Genomic DNA, 16,062 nt, shown 5'->3' on the forward strand with positions numbered 1-16,062 from the left:
ATGACGACGACGAGCGAGACTCCGGGCGTGACCCCGAGTGCGCAGAGTGTGCAGTTGGTCAGTGACCTCGTCACCCGGATTCCCGAGTTCCGGGACGTGTACGAGAACCATGTCTTCCATCAGGGCGGCCTCCAGCCGCACGTGTTCTTCTGGGACGTCGTCCAGGGCGCCGTGCGGTCCTTCCTCGGCGAGGGGCCGTGCGCGCCCGACTGGCGCAGCACCCTCGCCTTCCTGGAGGAGCAGAGCTGTCGTGGTGTCCTCGGCATCGACGAGGTCATCGTCACCTCCTTCCTCGGTGACCTGCCCTCCCCGCAGGAGCCCGGGCACGCCATCGTCCAGCAGCTCGGTCCCGTCATGGCCGCGAAGTTCGTCCGCATAAGGCCCCTGGGCTGAGCTGTTCGACGGCGACAGTGCCCTGGGCCGATCTGTTCGACGGCGAGAGGGCCCCTGGGCCGATCTGTTCGACGGCGCCGGGATAATCGGCCGCATGCCCGCGCCCGGACCCAGCCGTCTCACTCGTCCCCTCAGCTCCCTCAGCCCCACCCTCCTCGCTGTCGGCGGGTACGCCCTCACCCGCCTCATCGGCCTCGCGGTCCTCGCGATCGCCTCCGCGGCCACCGGTGAGGACGGGCTGCACCGGCTCAAGGGCCGCTGGGACTCCGTCTGGTACGTGCGGATCGCCGAGAACGGATACGGGTACGAGACCACCCTGCCGAACGGCGACGTCCACTCCGACCTGGCCTTCTTCCCGCTCTTCCCGGCCATGGAGCGCGGCCTCTCCGCCGTCCTCCCCTTCGACGCGGCCACCGCCGGCCTTCTCGTCTCCTGGACCGCCGGGCTCGCCGCCGCCTGGGGCATGTACCGGTGCGGCGAGCACGCCTTCGGAGCACGCGCCGGCATCCTGCTCGCCGTCCTCTGGGGCGTGTACCCGACCGCGTTCGTCCAGTCGATGGCGTACACGGAGACGCTGTTCACCGCCTTCGCCGCCTGGTCGCTCTACGCCGTCCTGCGCGGGCGCTGGATCCTGGCCGGTGTCCTGTGCGCGGCCGCCGGGCTCACCCGGCCGACGGCCGTCGCCCTGATCGCCGCCCTCGGGATCACCGCCCTCGTCACGCTCGTACGGGACCGGCGGCTTCCCCTGCGGACGGTGGTCGGGGTCCTGATCGCGCCGCTCGGCTGGCTCGCGTACATCGCGTACGTCGGTGTCCGCCAGGACAGTGCGACCGCCTACTTCGACGTCCAGGCCGCCTGGGGCAACTCCATCGACGGCGGTGTCGCCCTCGCCCGGTTCATCGCCGGCCTGCCGTGGCCCGCCGCCCTCGGCCTCTGCGCGGCGCTCGCGCTGCTCGGCTGGCTGGTCGCCCTCTGCGTACGGCAGCGGCAACCGCTGCCCCTGCTCGTCTACACGATCGGCGTCGTGTTCGTCTCGCTCGTCGGCGCCGCGTACTTCGGTTCCCGGCCGCGCCTGATGATGCCCGCGTTCGGGCTGCTGCTGCCGCCCGCCGTGGCCCTTGCACGACTCCGAACCCGCACCGTCGTGCCGGTCCTCGCGGGGCTCGCACTCGCCTCCGCCGTGTACGGGGCGTTCACCCTGCTGGGTTCGGGCCCGCCGTGAGGTCCCCTCTCCCTTTCCCCTCTCCTTCCATGTCCACGCGCACGCGTACCCCCGGCCGCAGCCCCCAGCCCGCCATCGCGCCCGCCTCCGCCTCCAGGACGTGCCGGCCGCGCGGCCGGACCATGCCGAGCCGCCCCGGCCGCATGGTGACGACGGAGCGGACCGTGAACGAGCCGTCCAGATAGGCCACGTCGATCGCGAACCGCATCCCGAAGGTGTGCACGCTGTTCGTCCGGACGATGAGCAACGCCCCCGCGATCCCGTCCCGCCCGAGCAGCCCCCGACGCCGGGCCCGGTACGAGGCCGCGACCTCCAGCGGCACCTCCCGGACGGAATCGGTCGCCAGCGTCCCCGTCCCGTCCGCCCATTTCCCCATGCGCCAGACCGTAGCGGCCCACCGACCCTAGGGTCAGCTCCGTGTACGTCACGATGACCGCCCTCGCCGCCCTCTGGGGCGCCGCCGTCGGGCTGCTCGTGCCGCGTGCCGCGTACCGGCTCTCCGTGGCCCCCGAGGAGCCGTGGCGGGACCGCTGCCCCGCCGGGCACCCACTCGCCGGGCCCGCGCGCGGCTGGCTCGGCGGCCCCGGACGGCAGGAGTGCGCGACGGCCGCCGGGCCGCTCGCGGCGCCCCTGCTCACCGCGCTCGCCTGTGCCGCGCTCGCCGCCGCCACCGGCGGGCCCCGGCCCGAACTGGCGGTCTGGCTGCTCGGCGCGCCCTTCGCCGTTCTCCTCGCCAGTGTCGACGCGCGCGTGCACCGGCTTCCGGACGGTCTCACGCTGCCGCTCGCCGCCGCGGTGCCGCTGCTCCTCGGTGTCGCCGAGCTCCTCCCGTACGACGCGGGTTCCTGGCTCGGCGCACTGCTCGGCGCGCTCGCGCTCGGCGGGGCCTATCTGGTGCTCTTCCTGATCAACCCGAGCGGTCTGGGCTTCGGCGACGTCAAGCTGGCGGTGCCGCTGGGCGCGGCGCTCGGCTGGTACGGCTGGGGTGTCCTCTTCACCGGGGCCTTCGCGGGGTTCCTCCTGGGCGCGGCGTACGGCCTCGGTCTCGTCCTCCTGCGCCGGGCCGACCGCTCCGCGGCGATCCCCTTCGGCCCGTTCATGCTGGCGGGCGGGCTGCTCGGGCTGCTCCTCGGCGCGTTCACCGCGCTCCCGTCCACGTGACCCGCGGCCTTCAAGGAGGGGGTTGTGACCTGCTGGAAGCCGCGGCCCGGCGACGATCCGCGGCCCCGCCACGTCAACGCCGCGCCCCGTCCGGCCGGTCCCTCTTCGGAGGGACGGAACTCCGCCGCCACGCCGGGGCGCAAACCCGCCACGGGCCCCCGCACCCCTTGTCCCCACTGGGATCCGGCGAATTCGCCGAGGTTCGTTCGGCGTACCTGGCGCGCAAGACGACTATCGAAGGGTTATGGTGGAAACCCCCCCTCGGGCCGGTCCGTATCCCCCCCCCACGGACCGGCCCGTTTTTCTTTCCCGGCCCCGTCAGGGCCTGCCCCGGATCCCCTCAGGGCCTGCCCCGGGTCACTCCGGAGTCGTCAGCCCCGCCCGGCCCAGATGTTCGTGCCCTGGGTGTCCACGGCGAACGAGTCGATCTCCGCCAGCTCGTCGCCGGTCAGCGGCGCACCCGCGAGGGCCGCCACGTTCTCCTCCAGCTGGGCGACGCTGGACGCGCCGATCAGCGCCGAGGTCATCCGCTCGTCGCGCAGCACCCACGACAGCGCCAGCTGCGCCAGGGACTGCCCGCGACGCGACGCGATGTCCGCGAGGCCGTGCAGGCGCCGGAGCACCTCGTCGGAGAGCAGGTTCGGGTCGAGGGACTTGCCCTGGGTGGCCCGCGAGCCCTCCGGGATGCCCTTCAGGTACTTGTTGGTGAGCAGCCCCTGCGCCAGCGGCACGAAGGAGATGCAGCCCATGCCGGCCGCCTCGAGCGTGTCGAGGAGGCCGTCGTCCTCGGTCCAGCGGTTGATCATCGAGTACGAGGGCTGGTGGATGAGGGCGGGGACGCCCATCTCGCGCAGGATCCGCGCGGCCTCGGCGGTCTGCTCGCTGTTGTACGAGGAGACGCCGACGTACAGCGCCTTGCCCTGCTGGACAGCGGAGGCCAGGGCCCCCATCGTCTCCTCCAGCGGGGTGTGCGGGTCGAAGCGGTGCGAGTAGAAGATGTCGACGTAGTCGAGGCCCATCCGGTTCAGGGAGGCGTCGAGCGAGGACAGCAGGTACTTGCGGGAGCCCCACTCGCCGTACGGGCCGGGGTGCATCTCGTAGCCGGCCTTGGTGGAGATGATCAGCTCGTCGCGGTAGGGCGCGAAGTCCTGGGCGAAGAGCTTGCCGAAGTTCAGCTCGGCCGAGCCGGGCGGCGGCCCGTAGTTGTTCGCCAGGTCGAAGTGGGTGACGCCGAGGTCGAAGGCGCGGCGCAGGATCGCGCGCTGGGTGTCGAGCGCACGGTCGTCGCCGAAGTTGTGCCAGAGGCCGAGGGAGATCGCGGGGAGCTTGAGGCCGCTGCGGCCCGAGCGGCGGTACTCCATGGCGTCGTAACGGTCCGCAGAGGCGCGGTACAGGGGGGAATCAGTCACGTATCTCTGCTTATCACGGACTTGTGACAGTCCCGGGCTGGGAGCCTGTCGCCCGTGCGCAGTAGTGTGGCGGCTTGCGGACCGCCGCTGCCGGGCGGACCCGCCGCTGCATGGAGAGGTAAAGAACAGTGAACCTGCGCGACCTGGTGTACGGGCTCTACGCACGCCGGGTGGAAGGCCGCCTCGACCATGCCCAGGTGCCCAAGCACATCGGGGTCATCCTCGACGGGAACCGCCGCTGGGCCAAGGCCTCGGGCGGGACGCCCGAGCAGGGGCACAAGGCGGGCGCGGACAAGATCCAGGAGCTGCTCGGCTGGTGCGCCGAGACCGACGTCGAGGTCGTCACGCTCTGGATGCTCTCCACGGACAACCTGAACCGCCCCGAGGAGCAGCTCGTCCCGCTGCTCGGCATCATCGAGAACGCCGTGCGCGCGCTCGCCGCCGACGGTCGCTGGCGGGTCAACCACGTCGGCACGATGGACCTGCTGCCGGCGCGTACGCAGTCGGTGCTCAAGGAGGCCGAGCAGGCCACCCACGACAACACGGGGATACTCGTGAACGTGGCCGTGGGCTACGGCGGCCGGCAGGAGATCGCGGACGCGGTCCGCTCGCTGCTCCTGGAGCACGCGGAGCGCGGCACGAGCTTCGAGGAGCTCGCCGAGATCGTCGACGTCGAGCACATCTCGGAGCACCTCTACACGCGTGGTCAGCCCGACCCGGACCTGGTGATCCGTACCAGCGGCGAGCAGCGGCTGTCCGGGTTCATGCTGTGGCAGAGCGCCCATTCCGAGTACTACTTCTGCGAAGTGCACTGGCCGGCGTTCCGCAAGGTCGACTTCCTGCGGGCGCTGCGCGACTACGCCGCCCGGCACCGGCGCTACGGAACCTGAGCCCCGCACGTCCCCGCACGTCCCCGGAGCACCTCGGGGGGGCGCACGGGGACACGGTCGGAACCGATCACCTCGTGTTCATGAACACGTCGTCATATGCCATGGCATGGCGGAGGGTGTTCGAGGGCATATCCCTGGTGAAGTGAGCGGCACGGAGACCGCCACCCGGGAGGCCCCTTGCACCAGGACGACCGTGCGGGACACGTACGGGAGAAGCGGAGGGCCGTGGTTCGGCCCGTGCACGGAGGCCCGAACCCGGTCCCATTCCGCAGCGACACCGGTTCCGTCGCACCCCGACCTCACAGGGGTCTTCCGAGGGGGTCTGTCCTTCCGTGGTGACCAGCACGAAGCGCCGCCTTTCCGACCGGCGCACCTATGTTCTCGACACCAGCGTCCTGCTGGCCGACCCCAACGCCATGTCACGCTTCGAGGAGCACGAGGTAGTGCTCCCGATCGTCGTGGTGACGGAGCTCGAGGCCAAGCGGCACCATCCCGAACTCGGGTACTTCGCCCGGCAGGCCCTGCGCCTCCTGGACGACTTCCGGGTCCGGTACGGGCGCCTGGACGCCCCGCTCCCCATCGGGGAGCTGGGCGGCACCCTGCGTGTCGAACTCAACCATTCCGACCCCGGCGTACTGCCCGCCGGCTACAGGTTGGGGGACAACGACTCACGGATCCTCGCGGTCGCGCGCAACCTCCAGGCGGAGGGGTACGACGTCACGGTCGTCTCCAAGGACCTGCCGCTGCGCATCAAGGCCTCGTCGGTCGGACTCCTCGCCGAGGAGTACCGCGCCGAGCTGGCCATCACGGACGCCAACGGCTGGACGGGGATGTCCGAGCTGGCGCTCTCCGGCGAGCAGGTGGACCTGCTCTACGACCAGGAGTCGCTGTACGTGCCGGAGGCCGCCGAGCTTCCGGTCCACACGGGCCTGGTGCTCCAGTCCGAGCGGGGCAAGGCGCTCGGCCGGGTCACCGCCGAGGGGAACGTACGGCTGGTCCGCGGCGACCGGGAGGCCTTCGGGCTCCGCGGCCGCAGCGCCGAGCAGCGGATCGCGCTGGATCTGCTGCTCGACCCGGACGTCGGCATCATCTCCATGGGCGGCCGGGCCGGCACCGGCAAGTCCGCGCTCGCGCTCTGCGCGGGCCTGGAGGCGGTCCTGGAGCGCCGTCAGCACCAGAAGGTGATGGTCTTCCGTCCGCTGTACGCGGTCGGCGGCCAGGAGCTCGGCTACCTGCCGGGCAGCGAGTCCGAGAAGATGAGCCCGTGGGCCCAGGCGGTCTTCGACACGCTGTCCTCGGTCGCGAGCCGCGAGGTGATCGAGGAGGTGCTCGGCCGCGGGATGCTGGAGGTCCTGCCGCTCACCCACATCCGGGGCCGTTCGCTCCACGACGCGTTCGTCATCGTGGACGAGGCACAGTCCCTGGAGCGGAACGTCCTGTTGACCGTTCTGTCCCGAATCGGGGCGAATTCGCGGGTCGTTCTGACCCATGACGTCGCCCAGCGGGACAACCTCAGGGTCGGACGGTACGACGGAGTCGTCGCCGTGGTCGAGAAACTGAAGGGGCATCCGCTCTTCGCCCATGTCACCCTCACCCGCTCCGAGCGCTCCCAGATCGCGGCGCTCGTGACGGAGATGCTGGAGGACGGTCAGATCTGACCCGATTCGTACGCGTCCGTACCCGTACGGAAGTTGGCGCCGCCCGGCAGAGCGCAGGAGCTTAGCCGGGCGGCGCCCCCATGTCCGCCTTATCTTCAAAAACACCTGCCTCCGCCCAGGTGTGAGCTTTCACACGCAACGCAGAATTGCCTTGCGGTGTCGCCGTCCGGCAAAGTCTTGCTTCCGTCAGGCCCCGCATACGGCACCCGTGCACCTTCAGGCGCACAAGCACCACACAACTCAACAGTCGTTCGCCGTATGCCGCCCACAGCACCACGGGCCCGTGTCTTCTGTGACCGTGTACGTCGGAGACCAGCGCCAGGGGCACGATTTCGCCCGCGTGGTCACCTGTGCGGGCGTGCTGGAAGGAAACCGTGTGAGCCGGATCTCGGTCCGGGGATTCGCGGTGGCTTCGGCCACTGCGGTCACCACCGTCGGCGCCGTCATGGGCGTTGCGTCGGGTAATGCCGCTCAGTCCTCGGACGACAACTTCGAGGCCACCGCGGCCGACACGACGCTGCTCGCGGACATTCCCGTGGGCGAGCAGGCCCAGGTACAGGTCTCGTCCCTCTCGGAGCAGGCCGATGTCCAGGCCGCCGCTGCCGACTCGGTCGCGAGGAAGTCCGCGGAGGAGACGGCTCGTCTCCGCGCGGCCAAGGATGCCGAGGCGAAGAAGGAGGCGGCCGACAAGGCGGCCAAGGCCGAGAAGGAGCGCAAGGAGGCTGAGGCCGAGCGCGCCAGCCGTTCCGCGATCCGCGACGCCTCGTCCTTCAGCGCGCAGGGCTCGTACTCCGTCGCCGAGGTCAAGGCGATCGCCCGCCAGATGGTCCCGGCCTCGCAGTTCCAGTGCTTCAGCAACATCGTGGACCACGAGTCCACCTGGAACTACAAGGCCGTCAACCAGGGTTCGGGCGCCTACGGTCTCGTCCAGGCTCTCCCGGGCAACAAGATGGCCTCCGCCGGCGCCGACTGGCAGACCAACCCCGCCACCCAGATCAAGTGGGGCCTCAACTACATGGACTCCCGCTACGGCAGCCCGTGTGGCGCCTGGTCGTTCTGGCTGTCCCACCGCTGGTACTAGTACGGCGTGCTCAACCTCCGGGAGCCCCTCACCGTCCTACGGTGAGGGGCTTCTTGCGTGTAGTTTCGAAGGTCCACGGTCTCCGGGGGAACCGGTGGGGAAGAGCGAGCGGGGGATAAGGGAAGCGATGTCGAGAGTGCCAGGATGGCTGGGCCGGCTGGGCGAGAGCCTGAGCCGCATGGGTGAACGCCTCGACGAGCGCAGGGCCGAGGCGGAGCGCGAGGATCCGCTCGACCCGCCGTACGGGGACCCCCAGGAGCGTCCGGCCGACGGAACCCACGGGAACGTGGGCGCGCCCGCACGCCCCGAACTGGACCCGGACACCGCCGCACCCCTCCCGGAGACGGCGCCCGCCGACGCGAACGCCGAGGCGGGCCGCTCCGTCCCCGCGCCGCCGTCGTACGCGCCGGCCGTGGCCGCCCGGCCCGACCCCGTCGCGGCGATCCCCTGGGGCATGCGCGTCGCCGCCGAGGCGAGTTGGCGCCTGCTCGTCTTCGCCGGCACGGTCTGGGTGCTGATGAAGGTGATCAGCTCCGTCCAGCTGGTCGTCCTCGCCTTCGTCGCCGCGCTCCTCGTCACCGCGCTGCTCCAGCCCACCGTGGCCATGCTCCGCAGGAAGGGCCTGCCGCGCGGGCTCGCCACCGCCGTCACCGCCGTCTCCGGCTTCGTGGTGATGGGCCTGGTCGGCTGGTTCGTGGTCTGGCAGGTCATGGACAACATCGACAACCTGTCCGATCAGGTCAAGAACGGCATCGAGGAGCTCAAGCGCTGGCTCCTCGACAGCCCCTTCCACGTGACCGAGCAGCAGATCAACGGCATCGCGAAGAACCTCAGCGACTCGGTCGGCGCCAACGCCGAACAGATCACCCAGGTCGGACTCCAGGGCGTGACGGTCGTCGTCGAGGCGATGACCGGCATCCTGCTCGCCATGTTCTCGACGCTCTTCCTGCTGCACGACGGGAAGAAGGTCTGGGAGTGGACGCTCAAGCTGGTCCCCGCCCAGGCCCGGCCCGGCGTCGCCGGCGCGGGACCGCGCGCCTGGCGCACCCTCACCGCCTATGTGCGGGGCACGGTCCTCGTCGCCCTCATCGACGCGGTCTTCATCGGCCTCGGGCTCTGGTTCCTCGAAGTGCCGATGGCCGTACCGCTCGCCGTCTTCATCTTCCTCTTCGCGTTCATCCCGCTGGTCGGCGCGGTCGTCTCCGGCGCCCTCGCGGTCGTGGTCGCCCTCGTCACCAACGGGCCGTTCACCGCCCTCATGGTGCTGGTCGTCGTCCTCGCCGTACAGCAGATCGAGGGCCATGTGCTGCAGCCCTTCATCCTCGGACGCGCGGTGCGGGTCCATCCGCTGGCCGTCGTCCTCGCGGTCGCGGCCGGCGGCCTGACCGCCGGCATCGGCGGCGCCGTGGTCGCGGTCCCGCTGGTCGCCGTCGTCAACACGGTGGTCGGCTACCTGCGCGCGTACAGCACGGAGCAGGCACTGCGCAGCACGCCGGAACCACGCGGGGCGACCGCCTTCGAGGTGGCGCCGACCCCGGCACCCGGCACGCTCGCGGCCAAGGCGGAGAGCACGTGATATCGGAGCCGGAGTTCGACGACGGAACGCCGTTCGAGACCGCGGAGGTACTGACGGAGGAACAGGCCCCGCGCCCGCGCAGGCCCGGCCGACCCTGGCTGTGGGCGCTCGGCGGCGCGGTGCTGGCGTCGGCGGTGTGGGGCGGCGGACTCTACGCGTACGGGCGGGGGGAGGAGACCGGCCCGGACATGCGGGGCTACAAGCCGGTGGAGGACCTGTGCAAAGCGGCCGAGCTCAAGGGCCTCGCCGCCGCCCTCGGCAAGCGGGGCCAGGACGGGGCCGGCGCCTTCCTGAACGAGCCGGCGATCAGCGAGTCGTCCTGCTTCGCCGCGTTCGGCGCTGTGGAAAGCGGGGAGAACGTCCAGGTCGCGTACACCCTGCACAAGGTGACGGACCCAGGACCCGAGTTCGCGGCACGGGCCCAGCACCTCGGCATTCTCCAGAAGCTCGACGGCATAGGTGAGCAGGCCTTCTTCGACGACCGGGGCGAGGAGGGCGGGACTCTCCGGGTCCTCGACGGGCAGGCCGAGATCGAGATGCAGCTCTACCGCCAGAGCCACGAAGTGGACGGGAAGCTGATCGTGAGCGAGCGCGACCTCTCCGGGATCGAGGTCCCGATGACCCAGGACGCGCTCGCCCTCCTGGCCGCGCTCAGGAAGTGACCGCACGGATGTGACGAAAGGGCCCCGGGGCGTGCAGCCCCGGGGCCCTTCTCGTACCGTGACGCCCTACTCGGCGGAGGCGAGCACCGCTTCCGCGTCCAGCGTGACGCCGACCGCCTGGATCACCGCGGCGATCTTGACGGCCTCCTGGATCGTGGCGCGGTCGACACCGGCCTGACGCAGGACCTGCTCGTGCGAGTCGAGGCACTGGCCGCAGCCGTTGATCGCGGAGACGGCCAGCGACCACAGCTCGAAGTCGACCTTCTCGACGCCCGGGTTGCCGATGACGTTCATCCGCAGACCGGCGCGCATCGTCCCGTACTCGGGGTCCGACAGCAGGTGCCGGGTCCGGTAGAAGACGTTGTTCATCGCCATGATCGCGGCGGCGGACTTGGCCGCCTGGTACGCCTCGGGCTTCAGGTTGGCCTGGGCCTCGGGCTCCAGCTCCTTGAGGACCTTCGGCGAGCGCGAGGCGATCGCGCAGGCGAGGACGGTGCCCCAGAGCTGCTGCTGGGGCAGCTCGCTGTTGCCGATGACCGAACCGAGGTTCAGCTTCAGGTCCTTGGCGAAGTCCGGTATGGCGGACTTCAGTTCGTCGAGGGCCATGTCAGATCACTCGCCCGACAGGAGCGCGGCGGCGTCGAGGGTGCCCTCGCCCTTGTTCCAGTTGCACGGGCACAGCTCGTCGGTCTGCAGGGCGTCGAGCACCCGCAGGACCTCCTTGGGGTTACGGCCGACGGAGCCGGCGGTCACCATGGTGAACTGGATCTCGTTGTTCGGGTCCACGATGAAGACGGCGCGCTGGGCGAAGCCGTCCGCGCCCTTGACGCCACAGTCGCTCATGAGCTCGTGCTTGGAGTCGGCCAGCATCGGGAAGGGCAGGTCACGCAGGTCGGCGTGGTCCTTGCGCCAGGCGTGGTGCACGAACTCGGAGTCGCCGGAGACGCCGAGGATCTGGGCGTCGCGGTCCGCGAACTCGTCGTTCAGCTTGCCGAACGCGGCGATCTCGGTGGGGCAGACGAAGGTGAAGTCCTTCGGCCAGAAGAACACCACGCGCCACTTGCCCTCGTAGGCCTTGTGGTCGATCTGCTCGAACTCCTTGCCGCTCTCCAGCGACACGCAGGCGGTCAGGTCGTAGGTGGGGAACTTGTCACCGACAGTGAGCACGCGCTCTCCTTACAAACAGGAAGTGGTCCCTTTTGGGGGCTTCCATGGGGGTTGGACGGCTCACAGCATGGCACGGAGTGCATTGATCAGTGAAATAGCTAGAGTGGGTCGTGTTGATCGAAGGTGGTTATCAGTGGCGTCCCCGTACAGTTCCCCGCACGGCCCGAACCGAGGCAAGCAGCCGAGCCTCTCGCAGCTCAGAGCGTTCGCGGCGGTGGCCGAGCATCTGCACTTCCGCGATGCGGCGGCCGCCATCGGCATGAGCCAGCCCGCACTCTCGGGCGCGGTTTCGGCACTCGAAGAGGCACTCGGTGTCCAGCTGCTCGAGCGTACGACGAGAAAGGTGCTGCTCTCGCCCGCGGGGGAGCGGCTCGCGGTCCGCGCCCGGGCGGTCCTCGACGCGGTGTCGGAGCTGATGGAGGAGGCGGAAGCGGTCCAGGCCCCGTTCACCGGGGTGCTGCGGCTCGGGGTGATCCCGACCGTCGCCCCGTATCTCCTGCCGACGGTGCTGCGCCTGGTCCACCGGCGCTACCCGGACCTCGACCTCCAGGTCCACGAGGAGCAGACCTCCTCCCTCCTGGAGGGGCTCACCGCCGGACGGCTCGACCTGCTGCTGCTCGCCGTGCCGCTCGGCGTGCCAGGCGTCACCGAACTCCCCCTCTTCGACGAGGACTTCGTCCTGGTCACCCCGGAGGGGCATCCGCTGGCCGGACGGAACGACATCCCGCGCGAGGCCCTCAAGGAGCTGCGGCTGCTGCTCCTCGACGAGGGGCACTGCCTGCGCGACCAGGCCCTCGACATCTGCCGCGAGGCCGGGCGCACGGACGGCGCCGAGGTCACCACCACCGCGGCGGGGCTCGCCACCCTGGTCCAGCTGGTGGCCGGCGGTCTCGGGGTGACGCTGCTGCCGCGTACCGCCGTCACGGTCGAGACCGCCCGTAACAACGCCCTGTGGACCGGGCTCTTCGCCGAACCGGCCCCCGCCCGGCGCATCGCCCTCGCGATGCGGACGGGCGCGGCCCGGCACGCCGAGTTCGAGGAACTGGCGGAGGAGCTGCGGGGCGCGATGCGAGACCTTCCGGTACGACTGCTGGGCACGGGTCCCTGAGACCCGCGGGTACGGGGGTCGGCGGCCGGTTCCTGAGACCCGCCGGTACGGGCTGGGCGGCCGGTTCCTGAGACCCGCCGGTACGGAGGGGGCGGCGGTTCCTGAGACCCCCCGGTGTCAGGAACCGCCGCCCGCCTCCTCGTACATCCGCCCGGAGGGTTACTCCGTGCGCAGCCCGTCCGCCCGCATCAGGCGCCACAGGACGGGCATGCTCAGCAGCGTCACGGCCGCGATCAGCCCCAGCCCGATCCCGACGACGGGCAGGAAGACCCACCAGTCCTGGACCCGCTGCCCGCCCATCTTCAGCAGGACGACCCCGAGGCCGAGCCCGCCCGCCACGGCGAGGACCAGACCGAGGGCGATCGGCACCGCCGTCTGCCACAGCACCGACCAGCTCAGGGTGGAGCGCCGGGTGCCGAAGGCGACCAGCGAGGAGAGCAGTCGCTTGCGGTCCCTGAGCTGTTCCAGGGTGGCGACCAGGAGCGAGGCCGCCACCAGGAGCATCGTCAGGGTGGAGCCGACCAGGATGCCGGTGCGGACGCTGCTGAACGCGGCGTCCTGCTGGGTGTCCGCGAGCGTGCGGACCCAGGACGTCGGATCGATGTCCGCCGCCGTGTTCCGTGCGAAGTCGGCGGCGTCGGGCACGGCCGGGTCGAGCCGGACCATGGCCTGCGCGTCGGGCTCGTCGAGCCGGGCGGCGTCGATCGCCGACGGGGTGGCGAGGATGCCGTACTCGTACATGCCCGTCGGGTCGGGGCGGGAGTCCACGATCCGGGCGGTGGCGGGGATGCGCCACTGCGGCAGGGGAGTGGCCTCGGTGCGCTGCGGCGCGCTCGGGTGCGGATGCGGGTCGCGCAGGGCGACCGTCGCGCCGGGTCGGGCCGCCCTGGTGACGAAGGAGTCGTCCGGGTTGCCCTGGGCGCCGTGGGCGAGGAAGACGAACACGTCGCCGTCCGTGCAGGAGGGCAGCGCGGCGAACTCCTTGAGGGAGGCGCAGTCGCCGACCCTCATCGAGACCGTCGGAGAGAACTCCTCGCCTCCCTTCAGGGGCCCGGGACGCCACACCCGCGATTCGACGATGCCGATCACGCCTGTGACGCCCTCGGTCCGCTCGAAGCGGGCGATCATCCCGCGGGCCTCTTCGGCTGACCGGGCATTGGCGCCGAACGAGATCTGGGCACGGGACACGTCCTCGCCCGTGAACTCGGTGAAGTCGCTCTCCATCGCCTGGAAGAGCATCTGGAGCGCGATCGCTCCGGTCGCCGCGACGACGATGCCGCTGACCGCGCGGGCCGCCGTGCCGCTGCTCAACTGGAGTCTGCGGACCGCGAGCTGCCAGGCCACCGGCCCGGCGTGCAGCCGCTTCACCCCGGCCTCGACGAGCCACGGCAGCAGCGTCGTCAGGCCGATCAGGGCGAGGGTGGTGCCGGTCGCGACGCCCACGGTGTCGAGGCTGGTCTCGGTCGCCCGGACCTCGCCCATGAGCGGGACGAGCAGGGCCACGCCGGCCGCGAGGAGCAGCAGCCGCCACCACACCCGGCGGCGGCGGGGGGTCGAGGTCCGGACGACTCCGAGCGGCTCGATCACCACCCCGCGCAGCGCGAAGAGGGTGACCACGACCGAGGAGACCGGGACGGCGACGAGGGCGAGCGCGGCGAGCGCGGGCATCGGCACGACGTCGGAGGGATAGGCGTTGACGTCCCAGATGGTGAAGGCCCCGGCGAACTGCCGGGCCACCGCGAAGAGCCCGAGGCCCACCAGCAGGCCGAGCAACGCGCCCGCGAGGGACTCGCCGGCCGCGATCCGCCGGGTCATGGCGGTGTCGGCGCCGACGAGCCGGAGCGCGGCGAGCCGCCGGTCGCGCTGCTCGCCGCCGAAGCGGACGGCGGTCGCGATGAAGACGAGCACCGGGAGGAGCAGGACGACGCAGGCCACGACGACGAGGAGGATCAGGAACGCGTTCATCGGTTCCTCGGGCACGGACCAGCCGTACCGCGTGCCGCGTCCGTCGAAGTTCGCGGTGTCGAGGAAGCCGACATGGGCGACGTACCGCAGCTCGGCGGGGCCGATGAGTCCGTCCTGCCCGATCGTCCCGGCCACCTTGTAGGGGAGCCGTTCCTTGAGCAGGGCGCCCTCGGGGGAGTCGAGCAGCTCACGGAGCGCGGGGGAGACCAGCATCTCGCCGAGCGCGGGGAACGCGTCCGCGCCCGGGGGCACCGGGGGTGCGTCGCCCTCGGGGCGCAGCAGCGTGCCGCTGATGACGTCGTCCCGGTAGACGGTGGTCCGGCCGAGGTGGAGAAAGGAGTCGGGCCGGGGCGAGGTGACCGACTCGCTGCCGTCGATGGCGCGTACCGACTCCCGTACCTCCCGCTGGAAGAGCATGTTCGGCAGGGAGGAGGCGAGCAGCAGCAGGGCCACGCCGAAGCCGATCCCGGTCGCGGTCAGCACGGTGCGGAGCAGGCCTGCGCGGCCGCCGGTGACCGCGAACCGGGCGCCGAGCGCCAGGTCGCGGGCCCAGGTGCGGAGCGTCATGCCACCCACTCCGCGTCCCGGACGGCCCCGTCCCGTACGACGATCTCGCGGTCGGAGTACGCGGCGACCCGGGCCTCGTGGGTGACGAGGACGACGGCCGCGCCGGTGTCCCGGGAGGCGTCGGTGAGCAGCCGCATGACCCGCTCGCCGTTGAGGGAGTCGAGCGCGCCGGTCGGTTCGTCGGCGAAGATCACCCTCGGGGCGGTGACGAGCGCGCGGGCGACGGCGACGCGCTGGCCCTGGCCGCCGGATATCTCGCCGGGGCGCTTGTGCGCGGTGTCGTCGACCTCCAGGCGGGCCATCCACTCGGTGGCCCGGGCCTCGGCGGTCTTCCGCTTCTCGCCGTTGAGGCGGAGGGGGAGGGCCACGTTCTCGACGCAGGTCAGCTCGGGGACGAGCTGGCCGAACTGGAAGACGAAGCCGAAGTCGGTACGGCGCAGGGAGCTGCGCGCGGTGTCGGAGAGCGCGGTGAGCTCGCGTCCGTCGTAGGTGATGGTGCCCGCGTCGGGGCGCACGATTCCGGCCAGGCAGTGCAGCAGGGTCGACTTGCCGGAGCCGGAGGGGCCCATGACGGCGACGACCTCGCCGGCCCGGAGGGAGAAGGAGGCCCCGGCGAGTGCCGGGGTCGGGCCGTAGGTCTTGTCGAGGGCGGTGGCCCTCAGGAGCGGTGCGGAACTCATCGGCGGATCTCCTCGGCGAGCCGGTCGAGGCGGGCGGCGGTCAGTTCCAGCCAGCGCAGGTCTGCCTCCAGATGGAACAGGGCGTGGTCGCAGATGAGCTGGTCGGCGAGGTCGCCGTCCTTCTTGCGCCGGGTGAGTTCGCGCATCAGGCGGAGGTGCTCGGCGCGCTGGGTGTCGAGGAGCTCGGCGGCGCCGCGGCCGGTGAGCAGGGCCAGGACGACCTTGGTGTAGAGCGTGGACTGGAGGTACGGCTCCGGCTTCTCGGGCGTGGTGAGCCATTGGGCGACATCGGTGATGCCGGCCTCGGTGATGGCGTACCGCTTCCGCTCCGGGCCGCCGCCCGCCTCGATCCCGTCGACGACGACGAGGCCGTTCTTCAGGAGCCGGGACATGGTCGAGTAGACCTGGCCGTAGTGCAGCGGCCGGTCGTGGCCGAACTTCTCGTCGAAGGCGCGCTTGAGGTCGTAGCCGTGGCGCGGGCCGGACTCCAGGAGTCCCAAGAGGGTGTGACCGATGGACATAC

Annotated in this window: 16 protein-coding genes; 9 read left to right on the forward strand and 7 right to left on the reverse strand. The window is 71.2% G+C overall.

The features are described 5' to 3' along the window. On the forward strand, positions 1-393 hold the full coding sequence (locus OG462_RS27940; protein ID WP_406061729.1) for a hypothetical protein: 393 nt from the start codon (positions 1-3) through the stop codon (positions 391-393). 94 nt (positions 394-487) lie between these two features. Then, entirely contained in the window at positions 488-1,615 is a 1,128-nt protein-coding gene (locus tag OG462_RS27945; protein WP_406061731.1) for a glycosyltransferase family 39 protein, read from the forward strand. Here the strand turns inward: OG462_RS27945 and OG462_RS27950 are convergent. Continuing rightward, the gene (locus OG462_RS27950; RefSeq protein ID WP_406061732.1) at positions 1,587-1,991 is read right to left on the reverse strand and encodes a DUF192 domain-containing protein; all 405 of its coding nucleotides are present in this window, start codon (positions 1,989-1,991) and stop codon (positions 1,587-1,589) included. The genes OG462_RS27945 and OG462_RS27950 overlap by 29 nt on opposite strands. Positions 1,992-2,032: 41 nt before the next feature. Between OG462_RS27950 and OG462_RS27955 the strand changes: the two genes are divergently transcribed. Further along, entirely contained in the window at positions 2,033-2,776 is a 744-nt protein-coding gene (locus OG462_RS27955) for a prepilin peptidase (protein ID WP_406061734.1), read from the forward strand. Positions 2,777-3,147: 371 nt separating this feature from the next. Here OG462_RS27955 and mgrA read toward each other — a convergent pair whose 3' ends face one another. Beyond that, on the reverse strand, positions 3,148-4,185 hold the full coding sequence (gene mgrA, locus OG462_RS27960) for an L-glyceraldehyde 3-phosphate reductase (protein WP_406061736.1): 1,038 nt from the start codon (positions 4,183-4,185) through the stop codon (positions 3,148-3,150). 128 nt (positions 4,186-4,313) lie between these two features. Between mgrA and OG462_RS27965 the strand changes: the two genes are divergently transcribed. The 5 genes from OG462_RS27965 (at position 4,314) to OG462_RS27985 (ending at position 10,052) form a co-directional block, all read left to right on the forward strand. Continuing rightward, the gene (locus OG462_RS27965; RefSeq protein WP_030320536.1) at positions 4,314-5,075 is read left to right on the forward strand and encodes an isoprenyl transferase; all 762 of its coding nucleotides are present in this window, start codon (positions 4,314-4,316) and stop codon (positions 5,073-5,075) included. Positions 5,076-5,407: 332 nt separating this feature from the next. Continuing rightward, complete coding sequence (locus tag OG462_RS27970) at positions 5,408-6,733, forward strand: PhoH family protein (protein WP_406061738.1); 1,326 nt, start codon at positions 5,408-5,410, stop codon at positions 6,731-6,733. Between the two features lie 376 nt (positions 6,734-7,109). Then, positions 7,110-7,814, forward strand: a complete 705-nt coding sequence (locus OG462_RS27975; RefSeq protein ID WP_406066751.1) for a transglycosylase SLT domain-containing protein — start codon at positions 7,110-7,112, stop codon at positions 7,812-7,814. 127 nt (positions 7,815-7,941) lie between these two features. After that, positions 7,942-9,390 (forward strand): AI-2E family transporter, encoded by a 1,449-nt coding sequence (locus tag OG462_RS27980; RefSeq protein ID WP_406061739.1) that lies wholly within the window; start codon positions 7,942-7,944, stop codon positions 9,388-9,390. Continuing rightward, on the forward strand, positions 9,387-10,052 hold the full coding sequence (locus OG462_RS27985; protein ID WP_406061740.1) for a hypothetical protein: 666 nt from the start codon (positions 9,387-9,389) through the stop codon (positions 10,050-10,052). The genes OG462_RS27980 and OG462_RS27985 overlap by 4 nt, the downstream gene beginning before the upstream one ends. 66 nt (positions 10,053-10,118) lie before the next feature. Here the strand turns inward: OG462_RS27985 and OG462_RS27990 are convergent, their stop codons facing one another. Then, complete coding sequence (locus tag OG462_RS27990) at positions 10,119-10,658, reverse strand: alkyl hydroperoxide reductase (RefSeq protein ID WP_015035886.1); 540 nt, start codon at positions 10,656-10,658, stop codon at positions 10,119-10,121. Positions 10,659-10,664: 6 nt separating this feature from the next. Next, complete coding sequence (locus OG462_RS27995; protein ID WP_351899544.1) at positions 10,665-11,219, reverse strand: peroxiredoxin; 555 nt, start codon at positions 11,217-11,219, stop codon at positions 10,665-10,667. A gap of 133 nt (positions 11,220-11,352) precedes the next feature. Between OG462_RS27995 and OG462_RS28000 the strand changes: the two genes are divergently transcribed. Beyond that, the gene (locus tag OG462_RS28000) at positions 11,353-12,327 is read left to right on the forward strand and encodes a LysR substrate-binding domain-containing protein (RefSeq protein WP_406061742.1); all 975 of its coding nucleotides are present in this window, start codon (positions 11,353-11,355) and stop codon (positions 12,325-12,327) included. 159 nt (positions 12,328-12,486) lie between these two features. Here OG462_RS28000 and OG462_RS28005 read toward each other — a convergent pair whose 3' ends face one another. Genes OG462_RS28005 through OG462_RS28015 form a run of 3 tightly spaced genes read right to left on the reverse strand, consistent with a single transcriptional unit; the run spans position 12,487 to position 16,060 of the window. Continuing rightward, a complete protein-coding gene (locus OG462_RS28005; protein WP_406061744.1) occupies positions 12,487-14,859 on the reverse strand; it encodes an FtsX-like permease family protein in 2,373 nt (790 codons plus the stop codon). Beyond that, a complete protein-coding gene (locus OG462_RS28010; protein ID WP_406061745.1) occupies positions 14,856-15,539 on the reverse strand; it encodes an ABC transporter ATP-binding protein in 684 nt (227 codons plus the stop codon). Before OG462_RS28010 ends, OG462_RS28005 begins: the two co-directional genes overlap by 4 nt. Then, positions 15,536-16,060, reverse strand: coding sequence for a PadR family transcriptional regulator (locus tag OG462_RS28015; RefSeq protein WP_017239865.1), 525 nt, complete (start codon positions 16,058-16,060; stop codon positions 15,536-15,538). Before OG462_RS28015 ends, OG462_RS28010 begins: the two co-directional genes overlap by 4 nt. Between the last annotated feature and the right edge of the window lie 2 nt (positions 16,061-16,062).

The sequence above is a fragment of the Streptomyces sp. NBC_01077 genome, assembly GCF_045162855.1.
In the GTDB taxonomy this organism is placed as follows: domain Bacteria; phylum Actinomycetota; class Actinomycetes; order Streptomycetales; family Streptomycetaceae; genus Streptomyces.